30 protein-coding genes are annotated in these 18592 nt (G+C 45.3%); 14 read left to right on the forward strand and 16 right to left on the reverse strand.

Annotated features, from left to right (window positions below):
* Positions 1–4: 4 nt before the first annotated feature.
* The 4 genes from JGK16_RS07540 to JGK16_RS07555 all read right to left on the reverse strand — a co-directional run bounded on the left by JGK16_RS07540 (position 5) and on the right by JGK16_RS07555 (position 3623).
* Positions 5–328, reverse strand: coding sequence for a type II toxin-antitoxin system PemK/MazF family toxin (locus JGK16_RS07540; protein ID WP_293180074.1), 324 nt, complete (start codon positions 326–328; stop codon positions 5–7).
* Positions 322–582, reverse strand: coding sequence for an AbrB/MazE/SpoVT family DNA-binding domain-containing protein (locus tag JGK16_RS07545; RefSeq protein WP_293180071.1), 261 nt, complete (start codon positions 580–582; stop codon positions 322–324). The genes JGK16_RS07540 and JGK16_RS07545 overlap by 7 nt, the downstream gene beginning before the upstream one ends.
* Positions 583–641: 59 nt before the next feature.
* A complete protein-coding gene (locus JGK16_RS07550) occupies positions 642–2042 on the reverse strand; it encodes a 3' terminal RNA ribose 2'-O-methyltransferase Hen1 (RefSeq protein ID WP_293190098.1) in 1401 nt (466 codons plus the stop codon).
* A gap of 132 nt (positions 2043–2174) precedes the next feature.
* Positions 2175–3623: a GTP-binding protein gene (locus JGK16_RS07555; RefSeq protein WP_293180065.1), complete on the reverse strand. Its 1449-nt coding sequence runs from the start codon at positions 3621–3623 to the stop codon at positions 2175–2177.
* 212 nt (positions 3624–3835) lie between these two features.
* Between JGK16_RS07555 and JGK16_RS07560 the strand changes: the two genes are divergently transcribed.
* The 6 genes from JGK16_RS07560 (at position 3836) to JGK16_RS07585 (ending at position 6214) form a co-directional block, all read left to right on the forward strand.
* Positions 3836–4672, forward strand: a complete 837-nt coding sequence (locus JGK16_RS07560; protein ID WP_293190100.1) for a type II CAAX endopeptidase family protein — start codon at positions 3836–3838, stop codon at positions 4670–4672.
* Between the two features lie 63 nt (positions 4673–4735).
* A complete protein-coding gene (locus JGK16_RS07565) occupies positions 4736–4954 on the forward strand; it encodes a hypothetical protein (RefSeq protein WP_293180061.1) in 219 nt (72 codons plus the stop codon).
* On the forward strand, positions 4947–5369 hold the full coding sequence (locus JGK16_RS07570; RefSeq protein WP_293190102.1) for a hypothetical protein: 423 nt from the start codon (positions 4947–4949) through the stop codon (positions 5367–5369). Before JGK16_RS07565 ends, JGK16_RS07570 begins: the two co-directional genes overlap by 8 nt.
* Entirely contained in the window at positions 5341–5586 is a 246-nt protein-coding gene (locus JGK16_RS07575) for a hypothetical protein (RefSeq protein ID WP_363319189.1), read from the forward strand. Before JGK16_RS07570 ends, JGK16_RS07575 begins: the two co-directional genes overlap by 29 nt.
* An 87-nt stretch (positions 5587–5673) precedes the next feature.
* On the forward strand, positions 5674–5892 hold the full coding sequence (locus JGK16_RS07580) for a DUF433 domain-containing protein (protein ID WP_293202927.1): 219 nt from the start codon (positions 5674–5676) through the stop codon (positions 5890–5892).
* 1 nt (position 5893) lies between these two features.
* The gene (locus tag JGK16_RS07585) at positions 5894–6214 is read left to right on the forward strand and encodes a DUF5615 family PIN-like protein (RefSeq protein ID WP_293190105.1); all 321 of its coding nucleotides are present in this window, start codon (positions 5894–5896) and stop codon (positions 6212–6214) included.
* 85 nt (positions 6215–6299) lie between these two features.
* Here the strand turns inward: JGK16_RS07585 and JGK16_RS07590 are convergent, their stop codons facing one another.
* The 3 genes from JGK16_RS07590 to JGK16_RS07600 form a co-directional block, all read right to left on the reverse strand.
* Positions 6300–6677 (reverse strand): HEPN domain-containing protein, encoded by a 378-nt coding sequence (locus tag JGK16_RS07590; RefSeq protein WP_293190106.1) that lies wholly within the window; start codon positions 6675–6677, stop codon positions 6300–6302.
* A complete protein-coding gene (locus JGK16_RS07595) occupies positions 6667–7131 on the reverse strand; it encodes a hypothetical protein (protein ID WP_293190107.1) in 465 nt (154 codons plus the stop codon). Before JGK16_RS07595 ends, JGK16_RS07590 begins: the two co-directional genes overlap by 11 nt.
* A gap of 139 nt (positions 7132–7270) precedes the next feature.
* Positions 7271–7501 carry a hypothetical protein gene (locus tag JGK16_RS07600; protein WP_363319191.1) on the reverse strand — a complete coding sequence of 77 codons (231 nt, stop codon included), beginning with the start codon at positions 7499–7501 and terminating at the stop codon, positions 7271–7273.
* 56 nt (positions 7502–7557) lie between these two features.
* On the opposite strand from JGK16_RS07600, the gene JGK16_RS07605 reads away from it, so the two are divergent.
* Positions 7558–7878 (forward strand): S-layer protein, encoded by a 321-nt coding sequence (locus JGK16_RS07605; protein ID WP_293190108.1) that lies wholly within the window; start codon positions 7558–7560, stop codon positions 7876–7878.
* On the opposite strand, the gene JGK16_RS07610 is transcribed toward JGK16_RS07605, so the two are convergent.
* From JGK16_RS07610 to psbH, 6 genes are all read right to left on the reverse strand, one after another.
* Complete coding sequence (locus tag JGK16_RS07610; RefSeq protein WP_293190109.1) at positions 7840–8169, reverse strand: helix-turn-helix transcriptional regulator; 330 nt, start codon at positions 8167–8169, stop codon at positions 7840–7842. The genes JGK16_RS07605 and JGK16_RS07610 overlap by 39 nt on opposite strands.
* A gap of 105 nt (positions 8170–8274) precedes the next feature.
* Positions 8275–8643: a type II toxin-antitoxin system RelE/ParE family toxin gene (locus tag JGK16_RS07615; protein ID WP_293190110.1), complete on the reverse strand. Its 369-nt coding sequence runs from the start codon at positions 8641–8643 to the stop codon at positions 8275–8277.
* 130 nt (positions 8644–8773) lie between these two features.
* Positions 8774–9040, reverse strand: a complete 267-nt coding sequence (locus JGK16_RS07620) for a DUF3146 family protein (protein WP_293190111.1) — start codon at positions 9038–9040, stop codon at positions 8774–8776.
* Entirely contained in the window at positions 9037–9699 is a 663-nt protein-coding gene (gene pth, locus JGK16_RS07625; RefSeq protein ID WP_293190112.1) for an aminoacyl-tRNA hydrolase, read from the reverse strand. Before pth ends, JGK16_RS07620 begins: the two co-directional genes overlap by 4 nt.
* Positions 9700–9951: a TatA/E family twin arginine-targeting protein translocase gene (locus JGK16_RS07630; RefSeq protein WP_293180036.1), complete on the reverse strand. Its 252-nt coding sequence runs from the start codon at positions 9949–9951 to the stop codon at positions 9700–9702. It abuts the gene before it with no gap.
* Positions 9952–10101: 150 nt separating this feature from the next.
* On the reverse strand, positions 10102–10305 hold the full coding sequence (psbH, locus tag JGK16_RS07635; protein ID WP_293127124.1) for a photosystem II reaction center protein PsbH: 204 nt from the start codon (positions 10303–10305) through the stop codon (positions 10102–10104).
* Between the two features lie 216 nt (positions 10306–10521).
* Here psbH and psbN point away from each other — a divergent pair, with 216 nt between their 5' ends.
* From psbN to JGK16_RS07650, 3 genes are all read left to right on the forward strand, one after another.
* Entirely contained in the window at positions 10522–10653 is a 132-nt protein-coding gene (gene psbN, locus JGK16_RS07640) for a photosystem II reaction center protein PsbN (protein WP_193971847.1), read from the forward strand.
* Between the two features lie 254 nt (positions 10654–10907).
* Complete coding sequence (aroC, locus tag JGK16_RS07645; protein ID WP_293151084.1) at positions 10908–12008, forward strand: chorismate synthase; 1101 nt, start codon at positions 10908–10910, stop codon at positions 12006–12008.
* A gap of 1 nt (position 12009) precedes the next feature.
* Positions 12010–12921 carry an MBL fold metallo-hydrolase gene (locus JGK16_RS07650; RefSeq protein ID WP_293180031.1) on the forward strand — a complete coding sequence of 304 codons (912 nt, stop codon included), beginning with the start codon at positions 12010–12012 and terminating at the stop codon, positions 12919–12921.
* A gap of 420 nt (positions 12922–13341) precedes the next feature.
* Here the strand turns inward: JGK16_RS07650 and JGK16_RS07655 are convergent, their stop codons facing one another.
* Positions 13342–13599 carry a hypothetical protein gene (locus JGK16_RS07655; RefSeq protein WP_293180028.1) on the reverse strand — a complete coding sequence of 86 codons (258 nt, stop codon included), beginning with the start codon at positions 13597–13599 and terminating at the stop codon, positions 13342–13344.
* Positions 13600–13774: 175 nt separating this feature from the next.
* On the opposite strand from JGK16_RS07655, the gene JGK16_RS07660 reads away from it, so the two are divergent.
* Positions 13775–14770 carry a hypothetical protein gene (locus JGK16_RS07660; protein WP_293180025.1) on the forward strand — a complete coding sequence of 332 codons (996 nt, stop codon included), beginning with the start codon at positions 13775–13777 and terminating at the stop codon, positions 14768–14770.
* Between the two features lie 275 nt (positions 14771–15045).
* On the opposite strand, the gene JGK16_RS07665 is transcribed toward JGK16_RS07660, so the two are convergent.
* Positions 15046–15252, reverse strand: a complete 207-nt coding sequence (locus JGK16_RS07665) for a hypothetical protein (RefSeq protein WP_293190113.1) — start codon at positions 15250–15252, stop codon at positions 15046–15048.
* A 514-nt stretch (positions 15253–15766) separates the two neighbouring features.
* Here JGK16_RS07665 and JGK16_RS07670 point away from each other — a divergent pair.
* From JGK16_RS07670 to JGK16_RS07680, 3 genes are all read left to right on the forward strand, one after another.
* Positions 15767–16360, forward strand: coding sequence for a class II aldolase/adducin family protein (locus JGK16_RS07670; RefSeq protein WP_293190114.1), 594 nt, complete (start codon positions 15767–15769; stop codon positions 16358–16360).
* Between the two features lie 413 nt (positions 16361–16773).
* Positions 16774–17328, forward strand: coding sequence for an Npun_F5560 family protein (locus JGK16_RS07675; protein WP_293151059.1), 555 nt, complete (start codon positions 16774–16776; stop codon positions 17326–17328).
* Positions 17321–17974, forward strand: coding sequence for a hypothetical protein (locus JGK16_RS07680; RefSeq protein WP_293180019.1), 654 nt, complete (start codon positions 17321–17323; stop codon positions 17972–17974). The genes JGK16_RS07675 and JGK16_RS07680 overlap by 8 nt, the downstream gene beginning before the upstream one ends.
* A gap of 97 nt (positions 17975–18071) precedes the next feature.
* Here the strand turns inward: JGK16_RS07680 and JGK16_RS07685 are convergent, their stop codons facing one another.
* A complete protein-coding gene (locus JGK16_RS07685; RefSeq protein ID WP_293180016.1) occupies positions 18072–18416 on the reverse strand; it encodes an STAS domain-containing protein in 345 nt (114 codons plus the stop codon).
* Between the last annotated feature and the right edge of the window lie 176 nt (positions 18417–18592).

Below are 18592 nucleotides of genomic sequence, written 5' to 3' on the forward strand. Positions count from 1 at the left end.
AATATTATTCAGCAAACATCTGCGCCAGAATATCTAAAACAGCTTTTTGTTCGTCAGCGCTGATTTTACCGAGATATTGAACTAATCGATTTTTGTCAACAGTCCGAATTTGATCCAGGATAATTTGTCCATCTTTGCCTTGAAAATTACAAGCTATCCGGCTGGGATATGCTTGCCCCTTCGTTGTCATTGGAGCAATGATGACAGTGGAAATGCGCTTGTTCATATCATCGGGTGAAATCACTAAACAAGGTCTTGTTTTCTTAATTTCACTGCCAACAGTGGGGTCGAGATTAACTAAAAAAACATCAAAACGTTTGACTACCATTGCCACTCATTCTCCTCCCACTCAGTAGTTATGACATCATCAAGCAGGACATCATCATGTTGTTCGGCCATTTTTGCGAACGCTTCTTCCCAACCAGCACGCGGTTTTATAGCTGCACGAATGACGATTCGATCGCCCTGAACTTCGATTTCTACTGCTTCACTAATACCAATTTGCTCTAATAAAGATTTAGGAATGCGAATTCCTTGAGACCGATCGACTTTAATTATCTGGGTTTGGATAGATTTGCTCATAGCTGAAGCCTGCCTTTTTCCAAGTTTAACTACATTGTAAGCACAAAAAACTGTAGCAGTTATTCTATCAAAGCAAATATTGCCATTTGTGTAGGCGAACCAAGTGCTAAATCCTCCGATCCAACGGATCGAAACTCCACCCTAAAACCAAACCGTTCAGCCACCCCATTCGCCCAAGTCTGAAACTCTGCGCGCGTCCACTCAAAGCGGTGATCGCGGTGGCGAAATTTACCCGCCGGCAAGTTTTCAAACCGAACATTGTACTCAACGTTGGGAGTTGTGACGATCGCAAATTTCGGCCGCACAAACTCAAACAAAACCCGTTCAAAAGCAGCCAACCGTTCTAAATCGAGATGTTCGATCACCTCAATCACCGCTGCTGCGTCAAAATCCGTCAAGCGGCTGTCCCGATAAATCAGGGAACTTTGGATCAATTGTAAGCGAGATTGCTGTGCCGGAGAAAAGCGATCGACCTGCAATCGTTCCTTGGCGATTTCCAACGCCCGAAAGGACACATCGACTCCGGTAATTTGGGCGATCGCACTTTCGGCTAAAAGCAATCGCAGCAGTTTTCCCTCACCGCAGCCCAAATCTACCACTCGCTGAGCACCGCGGGCTTTTAAAACAGTCATCACAGCTTCTAAACGCTGTTCGTTGAGGCTAATTCGCTGTTCTAAAACTTCCTCTTCTAAAGCACGAGAAACTTCGCTTGCATCGCAGTCAAGATTATCTTCTTCTGCTAATTGTGCCACAGCAAGGCGAGTCAAACGGCGCTGGCGTTTCAAATAGCGATCGGCAATTTGTTCGCGGGCGGGATGCGAGTTCAACCAACCTTCGCCGTGACGCAATAACTTCTCGATTTCATCATCGCCCACCCAATAATGTTTATCGTCATCTAAGACAGGAATTAGTACATAAAGATGGCTCAACAAATCCGCTAACCGCAGTGTATTTTGCAGTTCCACAGCAAAGTAAGGACTCGCGCCCCACTCGGGAAATTGTTCGTCAAGAATCAGCGGTTTTGCTGCGACTTGATAGCCCAGCGGCTCAAACATTTGGCGCAGGAACTTCTCGCCCCCGCGACAGGGCAAAACCGACAGCTTAACTGTCAGCGGAATGGCAGTTTCTGCGAGTTCTGGACGGTCTTTGCAGCGCCCGGATAGGGCGGTACGGAAGACCTGGGCGAGGGCGACACTGAGAAAGGATGAGGCTACGTAGGGGCGATCGTTGACGTATTGTTCCAAAGGGCGATCGCCCGATTTGGACTTACCGCGCACCAAACCAACCGGATCGACATCTAACAGCAAAGCCGCCGTGCACTTGTCTGCATTTGCTTCAGGATAAAACACGCTGGCTTGTCCGAAAGTCATCGGGAAGCATTGAAGGCGATCGGGATGTTTGTGCAGCAAATAGCCTAAATCCGTAGCAGGGACGCGAGTTGTGGAGATAGTTAATAACATAATATTGGGAATTGGGCATCGGGCATCGGGCATCGGGCATCGGGCATTGGGAATTGGTGTTTGTTATTTCATAATTACTTCTTTTTACTAATGACTAATGACTACTGACTACTGACTAATGACTACTGACTACTAAGATTGCTGTTTTTCCACACTTCCCAAATTCAACTTAGCCCGCAACTCATCCTTAATCCGATTTAAAATAGAATCCTCATCCAAAGAAGCCAAAATTTTGCTCACCACAGCCTTCGGCCCATCATCACCCCAAGAAGCACCATTAGCCAAATAAGCCTTAGTAACTTGACCAATTCCGTAGCAAGAAACCCCAGCAATTGCAGCTTGAGTCACAGCCACAGAAACATAAGGCCCCAAAGCCAAACCACCCGTCGCCGGCGTCGCCAAACCCAGCAATCCTTTCAAAGAACTTAAGCCAAAATTCGCTAACAATTCCCCCGCAGTAATTCCCCCCATACTAATCGCAATCTTTTGCAGCAATTCCACCGCCCCCGCTTCGGTCATCGGAATGCCGTAAACTTTAGATAGAGTTAATATCATCACCACATCAATTACCGCCCCGCTGAGAATATCAACTATTGTAATTGGATTCAGGGCGATCGCCACAGCTTTAGTCATTACCCCATTCCAGATAATCCGGTTAGCAGCATCATCGCGAATCTCCATTTTTCGCTGCACCAACTGCTCGTTAATATCCCCCGCACAGAGCATCGTATTCAGCGCCACCAAAGATTTACCTTCTCTGTCTAAAATCTCCAAAATTTTTAATTTTAAATCTTGTACTTGTGGTAAACTGCGCGTCATTTTTACTCCCATACTTCCGTCGGGACGGCGCACCGCCTGCGCTGTCAAAGGTGAAGCCGCCGACATCACAATTTCATCGGGAGATAGCAATTCTCTCACGCGATCGTCCCGGATTTTATGATAAATTGCCAGCCTGTCTGCATCGGGATACTGGTCAATTTTATTAAACACTAATAACATCGGTTTTCCGGCTTCCCGCAACTGCGAAAGTGCTGCGTATTCTACTTTTGTAATATCGCCAGCCACCACAAACAAAATCAAATCGGCTTGTTGCGCGACGCGACGGGCTAAAAGTTCGCGAGTTTCGCCGTCAACTTCATCAATTCCCGGAGTATCGATTAATTCTACTTGCGACAAACGGTAAATAACCGGCGAAAGTCTATCGGGTAAATCATCATCAACACCATCTCCGACATCCCACTGGCCAATAGTTGTGGTGCGAGTCACCCCGTGAGTCGGGCCCGTTTCAAACACATTTTGACCCAAAAGCGCGTTCAAAACCGAAGATTTTCCCCTTCCTACCATCCCAAACACAGCGATTTGCACGCAAGCGCGCTCTAGCTTGTCGAGCATGGTTTCCAAGCCGCCAATTTCCGGCTCCAGTCCAGTTCGCTCTTGTGCTGTCAAATCGAGATTTTCTACTATATCTCGCAGAGCATCTTTGGCGCGGCGCAGGTTTAGTTCTGCTTGAATGTCTGCGAAGCTTAATATTGTGTCGTCTAATTCGCGATCGACATTTGAAAAATCCGATACTTCAGTCATTGTTACCTGATGTTATAGCTTTGCTTTACTTAAAGTTTCTACCGATATGATGCTATTCTAGCTTTTTCTGTGGGCTTTGTACATTAGGGGTAGGGCAATGGCGTGTTTATAATCCGGGTATGGACACAGCAATGCTGTGTCCTCATCCTGGTAAGGACACAGCAATGCTGTGTCCCTACAGATATCATGTAAAACTTGTTTAATTTACAACAATGATTAACCGCCTCCAAATAATAGCCAGTTATCCATTTCCATTACGTGTAATAATTTTCCTCTTAATCTTAGCAGCAATCTGGCTACCGCTAGCCGCACCAATTTATCTCTTAGTTAAAGATAGCAATCTCGCAACTATTCTGACAATGGGATTGCTGTTTACCGAGTTTTTGTTGCTACTTCCGCGCTGGGGAAAACAGGTTTACGGACAAACGCAATTGCTCAAAAGTTACGGTTTAGTGAATACGCGACAAAACGGTTTTGAGCTTTTGACCGGATTGGCGATCGGCATTTCGATTACTTTCACCCTATTTTTGGTGCAAGGGCTGCTGGGTTTTGTCGCATGGCAAAATTCTCATAATTTGCCGAGAATCATCGCAGAAGGGCTATTAAGCGCCCTGGGAGTGGGTTTTGCAGAGGAGTTGGTATTCCGGGGTTGGTTGTTCGACGAGTTGCAGCGGGATTACAGTTATCCGATGTCTGTGCGGGCGAACAGTCTGGTGTTTGCCCTATCTCATTTTATCAAATCCGTGGAGGGAATGCTGCGGACTTGGCCTCAGTTTCCGGGGCTGTTGTTGCTGGGTTTGATCCTGGTTTTGGCAAAGCGAAGCCGTCAAAATCGATTGGGTTTGTCGATCGGGCTTCATGCAGGTTTAGTCTGGGGATACTATATAATTAACGTCGGAGAGTTAGTGCGATATTCTGGCTCTGTCCCGGATTGGGTGACTGGAATTAACGGCAATCCGTTGGCTGGTGCGATCGGGCTATTGTTTTTGAGCGTGTTGGCTGTGGGAATGCGACAGATGTCGGAACAGTCCAAAGGGCGATCGGATTAATCAATTCTTGAAAATGGCATAATATATCAGACCATACTCTACAACCAACCTGGGGAAATTTTTATGCAGCTTGCTGAACTTCTACCACTCGTCAAAGATTTGCCTCACACTGACAAACTTTTACTACTGCATTTTATCGTATCAGAATTACTCCAAGAATCAGGTATAGTTCCGCTAGAAGAGCAAGGCAAAGTATCTAGCACTAATTCCTACAACTCTTTTGAAGCCGCTGCTGTATTAGCAAAGGCATTATCAGAAGAAAAAGCAGTAAAACATGGTTGATAAAGTCAGATTTGCGTTTACCGAAATCGATCCGCAACTGGGTGCATTAAGTACATTGCCTTACTTGCCACTAACTTTAACTTATCAGAATTGCTCTTTAAGTGCATCAGGCTTGCTAGATACAGGTTCTAGTGTTAACGTATTGCCCTACGAAATGGGATTAAGATTAGGAGCAATTTGGGAACGTCAAACACTTTCTGTTCCATTAGGAGGCAATTTGGCTAGGTTTGAGGCGCGGGCTTTGGTATTGAGGGCGAACATTGAGCGCTTTCCTCCAGTGGATTTAGCTTTTGCTTGGACAAAAGACAGGAATGCTCCATTAATTCTAGGACACATGAATTTCTTTCTGGAGTTTGATGTCTGCTTATACCGGGCTGAATTATTATTTGAAATTAGTCCTAAAAGGAGAGGCTAGCAAAGATAGATTGGGTTTGTCGATCGGCTTTCATGCAGGTATCGTCTGGGGATATTATACGATTAATGTCGGGAAATTAATCAGATATTCTGGCTCTGTACCCGACTGGGTGACGGGAGTTAACGGTAATCCGCTGGCTGGTGCGATCGGGCTATTGTTTTTGAGCGTGTTGGCTGTGGGAATGCGGCAGATGTCCGAACAGTCCAAAGGTTTGTAATATATTCATCAGGTGCGGATCTATCAGATTGTTGGGATTGAGTTAGGAATTTATCGCAGGCGACACACCCTACAACTACTTAGGCTTATGTCTCAGAATTTTCAGATGATTAGCATTTCTGGTGAAATCATGGGCGGAACACCTGTTTTTATTGGCACTAGAGTTCCTGTCCAAACACTTTTTGATTATTTAGAAGCTGGAGAATCAATTGATGATTTTTTAGAGGGATTTCCAACTGTAACTAGGGAGCAAGTAATTGCTCTGTTGGAAGTTCTTAGAAAACAATTGATTGCGATGGTGGCGTAGAATGAAGCTGATATTGGATGAGTGTATCGATCGCAGATTGGCAAAAGAGTTTGTGGGCTATGAGGTAAAAACAGTTCCACAGATGGGATGGGCAGGAATTAAAAATGGTCAACTTCTGGCTCTAGTAGAGGCAGAGTTTGATGTTTTTATTACGGTCGATCGCAACTTGTCATTTCAGCAAAATCTGCCACAGTTTAACATTGCTGTGGTTGTTTTGCAAGCATCCTCTAACCGCCTGGCAGATTTGAAGCCTGTGGTGCCGAATATTTTGGCAATCTTAGCTAATGTAGTAAAAGGTCAAGCTACGGTTGTTAGTGCGTAAGGGCGATATTTTGATCCATGACTCCACCCGCTGATTAAGAAACAATCCTGACTCCAGCAAAAAAAAAATCAGATTAAATTGATATTTAGAGACTACTTAGGTTAGAAATTATTTCTTGAGAACGCTTGATCGCAATAGTAGCAATCGCAGATAATAAGGGAAAATTATCGTCATAGTCTGCTTGATTTCGATATCGGCGCAGCACTGCTAAATTATCGGCGATTAATTGACATCTTGAGTCAGGATTAATATCAAATTCTTGCCAAACATAGCGGTGAATATCGCTGGTTTTTGGCAGGGAATGACCTTGTTTATCTCGCAAATAGTTCCGCGCTAAGATAAAAGCAGCATAATAGGAACGACTGATAGCATCCCTCAATCGCGCCTCCTGTTCAGCAGGAATAGTTGCTTGACCAGCAAGTTCTTTTGCTAAATTTAGATATTGCAACCAATCAAAACTCATCAGTATATTCCAAAATCGTATAAAAGTTCTCCCGAATTTCATGGGATAATCCCCGAGACCAATTTTTACGCAATTCATCTTCTTTATCCATTGCTTCATCGGGAGCGAGGTCTGTTAAGATGATTGAGAGAACCAGATGAATATAGTTAGGAATTTCGGGGTCATTGATGACTTGAAGTAATAGTTTTTGTTCGGGAAAATAATGGCTAATCTGAACCGGTGCTTCTAGCACAACGGGAAGTAAAAACGGATATTTGTTAATAAATTTAATAACTTCTGTCTTGTCTCGGAAAATGTATGATTTTTCTAGGGTTTCGATGTCTGATTGGGAAATGAGGAAAGGCGCGACTCTTGGTGCTGATATCTTGTCTAAAATTAAGGATGCTATGGCATTTTGTTCTGCTTCGGGTAGTTGAGAGACAGTGGCAAAAGTTTCTGCTAATAGGTTATTCATTTTATAAATCTCCTATGGGACTATTCGTGATAAAAATCAATATTTCTAATTATAATCTGTTCGGCGGTGAATCTGAAAAAACATATTTTTAGCGCTACGTGCGAGAGGGAAAAAGAAAGAAGAGTAAAGGGGAAAAGGGCTAAGAAGTCCACGGAGTCACACACACAACTCGAAAACCGTTGCTGTCGTTGTCGAGTAAGCGTTTAGCTGGTAAAATAGCAGGATTGGGGTGTTTCGGCTGAAGATGTTTGACAACGCAGTGGGGATGTCCGGGTAAGTCTAAATCTTTGGCTAAGTATGTGTCGCCAAAACCGCCTTGTCCCAAGTCTTTGATCGTTTGATAACGATTGCGGAGAATAGGACTCGGCATAGTTTGCAGGGAATGCAGTGGAAGTTAGGATATATTGTCGCACAAAAAGTAATGAGATGCTTAAAATCAGAATCGTTGCCGCATTTGTACTGCTAGTTAGTGCCTGTTGTTCATCTCCCGCAAAAGCACAAAAGCTTGCACCAATAAAGCCCAGTAATTCTTTAGTTCAAGTCCAGCCAACCCGCGAACAAATCCTGAATGCTTGCGTACAGAATCGCGCGGAAACTCTGCCAAATCCTTTTACCGATGTGCCGCCAAATCACTGGGCTTACAAGGCAGTTTTGACGATGTATTATTGTGGCGCTTACCGAGAAGCAACTGCGCCTGCTTTTCCGACATCAGATAGTGACAACACTAATTCCAGGAATCTCAGGTGATTTTAGCTTTGGCTTCACTACAATTTGTACATCGCACCCTAAAGCATTTAAAAACCGAAACAACCTTTCTGTAGAAAAACCTGTCAGTTTCCCTCTCATCAAGGCTGAAACTTTTGGCTGGTCAATTCCTAATACTTCTGCTGCTTGAAGTTGATTCAGTTTCCTTTGAGTAATTATCTCATTGATCTGGCGCACCAGTTCAGCCTTCATCAGCATTTCATCAGCATTAGGCATACCCAAATCCGCAAATATATTACCACTACTAACTTGAATATCGATCTCTTTACTCACGATTATCTCCTTTTTATATTGTCTTGGTTATCTCTACAACAGTAGCGGTTAATTTCCAGCTTATTTAGAAATATAAGTAACTGCTATTACTACTTATTTTCACCGCTACTTATTCTTGAACTCTTCGTAATGCTCTTGAGCTCGTTTTAGTCTTTCTTGGATTAAGGTAATATCCTGTTGTGGTGTAGCAATTCCTTTTTTTGATTTTTTCTGAAAAGCGTGCAAAACATATACTGTATCTGCAAATTTTACGGTGTAAACGGCTCTATAAGTATCCCCATCATGGTCATCGGTAATTTCCAAAACTTTGGCACTTCCAAATCCTTTGAGAGGTTTAGCAGATTCGTATTTATCTCCTGTTTGTGCTAGATACAGAGCATAGCCCATGATGTCATGTACATCTTCTGGAAATTCTCTAAGATCGTTCAGAGAACTTCCAATCCATACAATAGTTTTGAATGATATTTTTGTCATATTTACAATATTGTCTCAAGAAGTTTTTTCTCATGGCTATCGATTCCTGTTGTTTTTGTTTGTGCCTACAATTCTATTATGCTAGATTTAGCATAAAGTGTCAAGAATTATTCCAAAATAAATATCAATTTTAAAACTGAGCCCGAACCGTAAACGAATAATCGCCACCTGGTTCAAGCTGATAATCCCATTTTTCTAGAAAACGGTGCAGCGGTTCCTGAATCAATGCCCTACCCTGAGAAGGTTCCAGAATTAGTGTTTTTTCTTCCCGAAAACGCCATTGAAAGTGCCACTCAAAACTGCCGGCACTTACTTCACCTTCAATCGTGCCTTTTAGCCAAGATTGACCCGTAACTCGGACATGGGCTGTAGTTTCAGGCAAACGTCTCGAACTCACCTTTTTGTTTCCGCGTTTGTTTCTATAATGGTACGATTGTTGTAGAGACTCATGCTTTTTTCTATTCCTTGTTGCAGACTTAGCTCGATCGCCTCTACAACCAATTTCAGCATCTTCTCTACTAACTGACTTTCCTCTGAGGAAAATTTTCCTAATACGAAGGAAATCGTATCTTTATCATTTTTAGCAGGATCGCTTTGAGGTTTGCCGATGCCAATCCGCAATCGGGGAAATTTGTCTGTCCCCAAATGAGAAATTGTGGATTTCATGCCGTTGTGCCCGCCCGCTGAACCGGCTAGGCGCATTCTCATTTTCCCGATCGGCAAATCCATATCGTCGTACACTACTAACACAGCAGGCGCAGGTATTTTGTACCAATCCGCAGCCGCCCGAATCGATTGGCCCGACAGATTCATGTACGTCAGCGGTTTCAGCAACCGAATTTTCTGTCCGCGCGGCCGATTTCCCTCGCCGAATATGCCTTGAAATTTGCGATTTTCCAACAGCGAAATCTGCCAAGCTTGAGCCAAAGCATCTACTGCATTAAAGCCGATATTGTGTCGCGTGCGATCGTACTTTGGTTCTGGATTCCCCAAACCTACAATTAGCTGGGGAATCACCAACTCTGCTGGAGTTTCCGACTTCTGAGTGTTGTTCATTTAAATGTCTGTGCTATCTTCCTTAACAGCCGCGAGTTTTTCCGGTTCCGGCTTTTTGATTGCGACTGCTTCTTCTAACTGCTTCGTTTCCCGCGTAAACTCCGACTCAAAATCCCGCGAAGCATCCTGAAAACTCCGCAGTGCTTTCCCGAAACTACGACCAATTTCTGGTAACTTTTTCGGGCCGAATACCAACAGCGCGATCGTGAAAATTACTGCCATTTCCGGCAAACCAATGCCAAAAATATTCATTTTGTTTCTCCTGCAATTTGTTTAATTAGTTAGAATTTAATTCCGACGCACTAACGGGAAAGGGCAAGGGGAAATGGGAAAACTTAGCTTTTACCCTTTCTCCTCTACCCTCAGCTTTTACTGTTAGTCTTAAATTTCGCTGCTCAAAGTTTAGCGGCCGAGACTCGACCAATCAACGTCCACATTCTCTAGAATCAGAGAAGAGTTGTAGATTTGCAAAATAATCAACAAGAACACGAAAAACAGTCCAATGAAAACGCTCATCAATAGGGTGGTTCCCCAACCGGGGGCTACCTTGCCGTATTCTGAGTTAAGGGGTTTGAGTCTGTCTCCCAACCAAGTCCGTTGTGCCATAAGTCACCTGCAATGAATCTCTACAGAAAAGTTTGACATATTTCCACCGCTAATTGCGATCGCAATTTCTCAGATCCCCCACTCGGACACTCTCCCCCTCTCCCTGTCCCACTCAGAGGCTGCCATACCGTACCGCGCCTCAAATTACTAGACTTTTAGACGAATTGTTATTTTTTGTAATATTATAGAGGGGATCACTCATAATCGCTCCTCAATATGGAACCAGCAGCAGTTCTCGGCATTTCTCTCGGTATGTGTCTGGTGGCAATCACCGGTTTCTCGATCTACACGGCTTTCGGCCCTCCTGCTAAGGAATTGAGAGATCCTTTTGAAGAACACGAAGATTAGAAATGAAGGAAGAAGGAAGAGGGAAGAAGGAAGATTTTCCCTCTCTCCCCATCTCCCCCTCCCCCCTCTCTCCCCATCTCCCCCTCTCCCCCTTTCCCAATTTTCCCCCTCCCCGCTGCGATCGAACTTCTGCGTTGCGCGAATCACCGTCTCCTGCTGCTCAATGCTATATTCTTTAAAATACGCTAAATCTATATTTGAGAAATCTATCTTCCAGTTAAAGTAAAAATTATTAAGTTTCAGGGAAAAGCATTATGGGCAATAGCTTTGGGCATCTATTTCGGATATCGACATTTGGGGAATCTCACGGCGGGGGTGTGGGAGTGGTAATTGACGGTTGCCCGCCTCTGGTGTCGATCGACCCATCGGAAATTCAAGCGGAACTCGATCGCCGCCGCCCCGGACAAAGCAAAATTACCACACCCCGCAAAGAAGCAGATACCTGCGAAATTCTGTCGGGTGTGTTTGAAGGCAAAACTCTGGGAACGCCGATCGCCATTTTAGTCCGCAATCAAGACACTCGTCCCCAAGATTATGGCGAAATGGCCACAACTTACCGTCCTTCCCATGCTGATGCTACCTACGATGCTAAGTACGGAATTCGCAACTGGCAAGGCGGAGGTCGATCGTCGGCGAGAGAAACAATTGGTAGAGTAGCAGCAGGGGCGATCGCCAAAAAAATTCTCCAACAAGCAGCAGGCGTAGAAATAGTCGGCTACGTCAAACGCATCAAAGACTTAGAATGCGTCGCCGACCCGGACACTGTTACCTTAGAACAAGTAGAAAGCAACATCGTTCGCTGTCCCGATGCCGAATGCGCCATTAAAATGATTGAACTGATCGAAAAAGTTCGCGACAGTGGAGATTCGATCGGCGGCGTAGTCGAATGCGTCGCCCGCAACGTACCCAAAGGTCTGGGAATGCCGGTATTCGACAAACTCGAAGCCGATTTGGCCAAAGCGATTATGTCATTACCCGCCAGCAAAGGCTTTGAAATTGGTTCGGGCTTTGCGGGGACTCTGCTTTTGGGCAGCGAACATAATGATGAATACTATACTGATGAACAAGGAGAAATTCGTACAGTCACGAATCGCTCCGGTGGAATTCAGGGTGGCATTGCTAACGGTGAAAATATCATTCTGCGCGCGGCTTTCAAGCCAACTGCAACAATTCGCCAGCAACAGCGCACAGTCACCCGAGAGGGGGAAGCAACGCTGCTGGCGGCAAAAGGAAGGCACGACCCTTGCGTTTTACCAAGAGCTGTGCCAATGGTCGAAGCAATGGTAGCTTTAGTGTTGTGCGACCATCTGCTGCGCCATCACGGACAATGTGGAACCTTAAAGTCTGAATTTTAAAATGGAAATCAGCTTGTCCTCTGTAGTGGCAAATCCCGTTGATTGCCCTCAACCCTCCGAAGCAATAAAAGGTATAGATGATTTTGTAGTACAGTTCTGGGGCGTGCGGGGCAGTGTTCCGACACCCGGATCGGAAACTGTTCGCTACGGTGGCAATACTTCTTGTTTGGAAATGCGAGTCGGTGGAAAACGCTTGATTTTTGACGGCGGAACTGGCTTGCGGATGCTGGGAGACCAGTTGCTGCAAGAAATGCCCGTGCAAGCTTATATGTTTTTTACTCACTATCACTGGGATCACATTCAAGGGTTCCCAATGTTCGCCCCAGCTTTCATTCGCGGCAATAGCTTTGATATTTATGGGGCAATTCCCCCCGATGGAGATTGCCTGAAACGGCACTTCGTCGAACGGGTTTTGCACTCCAATTCGCCGGTACCGCTGATGGGTTTGCCGGCAGATCTGACTTTTCACGAGATCGATCACAACCAGACGATGATGCTGGACGATATTGAGATTAGAACTGGTTCTCTGAATCACCCGAATACTGCTATGGGATATCGGGTGACTTGGCAGGGACGTTCAGTTGTTTACTGTTCGGATACGGAACATTTTCCCGATCGAATAGATGAAAATGTGTACAATTTAGCCCTCGACGCTGACGTGCTGATCTACGATGCGATGTACACCGACGAGGAATATCACAACCCCAAGTCTCCGAAGGTGGGTTGGGGACACTCGACTTGGCAGGAAGCGGTGAGAATGGCTAAGGAGGCCCGGGTGAAACGGGTGGTGATTTTTCACCACGATCCGGCTCATACTGACGATTTTCTCGATCGCATCGCCGAAGACGTGCAAATCGCTTTTCCCAAGGCTGTTATGGCCCGCGAGGGTCTTATTTTGCCGATCGGCTTCTGAACTTTCGTCGGTACGGTCGATCGTATCCTTTGTCAAATCATCATGATGATGATGATGATGATGATGTGGAGTAGGTCTCGCGGCCTGCTCCACAACTTTTTTATGTGTAGCAAAGAGTCTTGGTACGTGGTATAATTCTGACTTGGTAACTTTTTAGGAAGAATATTTAAGGTTTTTTTCATTGTTTGACAGGCTCTTATTTGAGAAAATCGAACAAAATTGGCAGTTTGTTATTCAAAGCGGGAGTTTAGCTGCTCAAGTCTGTAGACCCGATTACTGGACTTTCTGTGACTGTGATGGGTAGAAATATGCCGACCGGAAAAAATATCTAGTGCAAGCAAGGTCTCAGACTTTCGCCAAATGCCACGACAGAACTAACGTCGCCCCTAAACCAAAGCAAAAATTTATTGCGACGTGCTATTATTTGCGATCGAGTAACGACGCATCTGGCCCGATCGCTTCCGCAAAATGCACAGCAAGAAGTAAAATAACTGGAGGATTGCCAGAGGCGAAAAGGTCAACGTTTTGAGTGCCAACAAACACGGCAAAGCTCGTGAGAGCAGACTCTCGCGATGAGCGGCTGGTGGCAGCAAACTTCCCAAATCCCGATCGCCCAGTAATTTTCTGAGAATTCCTAAAGATAAAAGCTGAGGTTAGATTTACGAAAAAATACAGCATTGCGATGCTTTTTTCCGAACATGAATATTGGCAACTCTGAAAAGCCGATTTGAGAGCTTTTCGTTACAATCTGAGGAATTTTTCAGCAGTCAATTTCACTCAAAAGAAAGAGACTATCGCTCTTTGGTTTGGGACTAGCTGCAAGCAAAGTGAAAGTTATGACTTGACTATCAAAATGGGAAATTTACGTTTTAGATCTTCAGCAAATCAGTACAGATGGATTGCCTTAGGCAGTTTCGCTGTAATTATGGGTATTTCAGGGGCCCTTGCCTACCGCCTAGCTCCGCCACCCGGATTCATGGCCCAAGGCACTCTCACTTCTAACAATCCGCCAGTCAAATTTTCGAGCACGGGCACGACAATTCTCAAGCAGGGAGAGCAACTGACTCCGGATGTTCTACTGGCAGATAATGTTGTCAAAGCAGTGGCAGATGCAGTTAAACTGTCGCCACAGCAAGTTCGACAAAATGCTAGCGTCCAGATTTCTAAGCCGGAACAACCGCTAGAGATTGCTGTTGGGTATCGCTCGCTCGATCAGCAGCAAGCAATCAAAACAGCGGATATGTTGATGAAGGGCATGGTTGAAAAAAGCCGGCTGATTAACAGATATCGCTGGCAATCAGTCAATCAGACGCTCAACCAACGCTTGGCACAAGTCACTCAAGACCTGAAACAAGCTCAGCAAAAACTCGACCAATACGAAAGAGAGCGCGCTCGCCTGTTGCAGCAAATGAAGCTTCAGCAAGACGTTTACAACAAAACTCAGCTTGCGATGGCGGATACGCAAGCCTCGGAAAAAGAAATGGTGAGCAGTTTGGCCGCCGCTACAGCGCCACAAATTGTGGCGACGCCCACGAGCGATCCAACTGTGCCTCTGATTGTGGGAGTTGGCCTGCTGTTAGCGATTTTGGTAAGTCGCGGTTTGATTCCTTCAGTGGCGGATTGGAGGAACAAAGCAGCTTTTCAGCGAGAAGAGAGCGAAAGGCTCCAAAGTGCTTTGTACCGACTGATCAAGGAAGGCAGCGGCGAAATCACTCTGGTACGGTTTGCGATGGAGACGCGGCTGTCGCCGGATGTCGCCCAGCGTTTTTTGAACCAACAAGCTGAAGTCTTTAATGCCAACTGTGAAATTAAAGACGACGGCAGCATTTTGTATCATTTCCACATTTAAAGGGCTGCGGGCGCGAGCCCTCCACAGAAGAGTTTAGCCGATCGAGCCACTGCTCGATCGGCTTGCTTTTTTGGGGTAAACAACGGCGAGCAGATGTTGCAGTTAAGGTTTTTTTGGTTAGGTCGGCGAGATTAAACAGAACCATGTAACAGTATGTAAATAGACTGACGAGTTCTGGTTTCTTCCCATTTGGATACTTTACGATCCTTAACATAGTTGCCTTTTAGAGCGCCGACGTACTTAATTGCGATCGCGCGTGACAGCAATCTCCGTGTCTATTTTTCACATCGTTTTGGCGATCGGAGGGTCTTAATTGAACCTGATTGAGCGATACGAGAAAAGGAAAAATCAATCACAGCAAGGGTTTCAGCTTGTTTTGGCGATCGGACGGTCTTAGCTGAACCTGATTGAGTTGTATGAGAAAACGGAAAAGCAATAATAGCAAGGGTTTCAGTAATTAACAACTCCAGATCGGCTGGCATTTGTGTTGATTTGGTAAACTTTTTTGATTTTGTGTTCAGCTCACTTAAATATCTATATAATAAAAAATAAGTAAATGTACGGTTGATTTTACCTAAGTTTCCGGATAAAGGACTACTCGATCGTTAAATATTGTTGAGAGGGTTAACAAGCTCAGTAGAAATACTGTAATCTCAAGCAATAACTTGTTGAGGGAAGTTAGATAGTTTCACATAAGAGACTCGATCTAGCAAGAGCCAAGAATCAAACTCCCAGCCTGAAAGCGTGTGTTTTTACCTTCCACTTTTGCAATGACCTGTTGAGGCTAGACTTATGATGTTTGGAATAATTTGTTCTTCTTGCGTAGTATACTTTTTGCTAATGTCGATCGCCAATTACGGTGACACAGGAATGTAAATTATTGAAGGCACTCAGGCACTCTCGACAGAAGGCAGCAGACAAAAAAACAGTTTGACAACTTCGGTGAAGTCTCAGAAGCTGACTTGTGTGTCGTGGATTTGCTAGGAATAAAAATAGATGGATGAAGGAGTCGTTAAGTACCGCTGCGAATGGCAAGAGGCAGATCCTTTAGCTGCCGAGAACATAGCAGATTTGATGGACTGGCGCGATCGACTCCACTCTTGGGGACTAATAGGCGTCTACGAAAATAGTATTGGTTTTGGTAACATCAGTATCAGAATTGGCAATTCTTGTCAGTTCATTATTTCAGGCACCCAGACGGCACACTTGCCAAATCTGGGGCCTGAATTTTATTGTACTGTTACCGAATTTAACTTAGAACAAAATTTCCTCGGCTGTCGCGGCCCCGTACCAGCTTCGTCGGAGTCTCTAACTCACGCTGCACTGTACCTTCGCAGAGATGATGTGCGTGCGATAATTCACGTTCACAATCCTCAACTATGGCAGCAACTGCTGTTTAAAATTCCTACTACTAGAAAAGAGATACCCTATGGCACTCCTCAAATGGCGCTAGAAATGTTTAGACTTTTTGACGAGGAGAATTTGGCCGATCGCAAAATTCTGGCCATGGCCGGTCACGAGGACGGAATTATCTGTTTTGGCGGCACCTTGGATGAAGCTGGCAAAGTGCTCTCGGCGGCGATCGGGTAAACTGGAGATCTCGCACTCTTGCCAGAAAAAGCTCATCGTGATATGTAGTTAGAAACCAGGTTTCTACCAATTTTGCGACAGGGATAAGAAATCTACGCAGAAACCTGGTTTCTGAGGTAAGCGAGGCCACACAGATGAACTTGTCTCTCAAAAGCGGTTTTTTTAACCAAATATTTGACTCAAACCGCAATCATGCAACTGTAGGTGTGCGCTTCAATCCCTTATAAAATCTAAAATCTAAAATCTAAAATCGGCTGATGTTGGTGCCGATCGGGGTTAAACTGGGCTTGGTCGTTGATTTGTCACCGATCGCTCTAGCGACTGCGGGTTCAAAACTTTTCAAGTGCCTCTTGCCTCTGAGGTAAGGTAAAGATATTTTAAAGAAATATATAATGTAAAAACTGAGGGCCATTGTGAATCAGACGAAACTTGTAAGCTCAAAAGAACTGCAATCAGAGGTATCTCGTCTCACCGAAGAGCTGCAAATGCGCGACCAATTGGTGCAGCAGTTATCTCAAGAACTTTTCAGACTGGTCAAGGGAAATTCGAGTTTTGTCCCGGCGCCGGAAGTTTCCGATCGCCACCAAGCTCAAATGCAGGCGATGCGAGAACAATTGCAAGCCGTGGAAGAGCAAGTTGGTTTTTATCAAGAACAAATCGCCGAGCGCGATGCTGAGGTTTACCAACTGCGACAGTCGGTGCAAGAATTGACCGATCGCTCTAGAATGCTCGAACAGGTGGTTCAGGAATTGCCGGGAGTTTACCGCCAGAAGTTTGCCGAGCGGATCGAGCCGATTAAGGAAAAGTTGCAGCAACTGCAAAAGGAAAACAACCAGTTGCACACTGAGTTACAGAGCGTGACTTACCGTCTGGCGGTACGCAACCGCAAGGCTAAGGGCCTGGATCTGCCCAGCGTCGATCCTGAGGACGATCGCGGTATTCAAATGCCGAGCTTTGGCAATGCCTAAAGTTGTGATTGTAACAGGCTACGAACAAGGCTCGGCCGATCGCCTCAAGGCTGCGATCGCTCAATCCGATCCTTTAACTGAAGTCGAGATATGTGCGATTTCTGAACTCAATTCTGGCGCGATCGCTCTTTCGGGGGCGATCGTTTGCCCTTTGACGCTGGATGTTCCGTCCAATCTGGTTTTTCCGGGTCAAGATGTGTTTCGATTTGGCGCTAATGTTGCGGCGGCGCGCGATCGAGTGGCTCGGGAACTACAAGTGTCCGTCGGCGATGGCAATTTTTGGCTGCCGGTGGTGTTGACGGCAAAGGGGCCGCTGTATGCTGAGGCGATCGCTGGGGAATCTGACAAGTTGTCGAGCGAGTTGAGTTACTCTCAACCGCTGCATTTGTCTGATGTTTGGCGGCAGCAGTTGTACGAGTTGGCTTTCCGCTTGCTCGTGGATCTTTTAAATGCGCCGCCGGCGACTTATTTGATGCAGTTCGGGTTCGTTGGGGACAGGATTTGTTTCGATCGACTTTTGCCTTTTCCGGCTGCACCTGCGATCGCTTCTGTCGGCGTTCAAGTACCGGATTTATTTGTCTGTTATTGGTATTGCTTGACAAATAAGCCTATTTACGATATGCAAATTACTTCTTTATGTTCGTAGTGAGGACTTTAGTCCTTTCTTGATGAATCAATTAGGACTCTTCGTCCTTACTACGAACCTAATTATGGGTAATTAACGGGAGATAGTAGAATTTTTATTAAGCAACTAAAGCGGGAGTTTGTATTGAAATAACTTGCTCGAAAGTGTCAAAAATTTCAAATAGTTGGTCGAGTTGAGTAATTTCAAAAATGAGCCTGACTGTAACTGAGAGGTTGCAAATAACCAGGCGGCATCCCCGGTGGCGGGCGGCGTTGAGCCCGCCGACTAAAGCGCACAGCCCCGAACTGTCGATGAAATCGACGCTAGTCATGTCAATTACCCACAGATTGTGGCGATCGGGCAAAATTTCTGCTAGCTGTTGTTGCAGGAGACTACCGGCTTGGGAGTCGAGGCAGTTTTGAGGCTGAAGCACGATGTGTTGGTGGAAGTTGGGAAATTGCATAACTGTTACCCTAAGATTGTAAAATGCGACTAAGTAAATTGATTTGCTGCTTCTGTCAAAAGACAGAATAATTTCAGCTAAAGTTTCAAGAGGCGATCGGGCTGACTAAATAATCGGAGGCGATCGCACTTGTGGTAGATTAAGTAAGATGACTGGCTTTCGATCGGAATGCAAGC

It is taken from the genome of Microcoleus sp. PH2017_09_SFU_O_A, from assembly GCF_020738625.1.
GTDB lineage: Bacteria > Cyanobacteriota > Cyanobacteriia > Cyanobacteriales > Microcoleaceae > Microcoleus.